A 302-nucleotide genomic window follows, 5' to 3' on the forward strand; every position below is an offset into this window, starting at 1 on the left:
ACCACCCAGGCACCTGCACGCTCCACCAGGGTGCGGTTGCAGTGGAATTCGTCGACCTCGTGGCCGGGGCCGGGCAAGGCGCAGACCACGGTTTCGCCGGCCGCGCGCAAGGCGGCAATGGCCGCCCGCAGGCCCGCGTCGCTGCCCCAGGGCGCGCGGATGGCGGGCTTCAATGGCGGCACCGACAGCGCCTGGACCAGTTCCTTCACGTCCAGGCTGAAGCCGGCGGCCGGACGCTTGCGGCCGAACACCGCGCCCACCTCGTCGTAACGGCCACCGCGCAGCAGTTCCACCGGGGTGGC

1 protein-coding gene is annotated in these 302 nt (G+C 73.2%); it reads right to left on the reverse strand.

Going from position 1 to position 302, the window contains the following annotated elements:
- A partial coding sequence (locus tag HA630_RS01010) for an ATP phosphoribosyltransferase regulatory subunit (RefSeq protein ID WP_208299899.1) occupies positions 1-302 on the reverse strand: 302 nt, incomplete at both ends.

The sequence above is a fragment of the Aquabacterium sp. A08 genome, assembly GCF_011742065.1.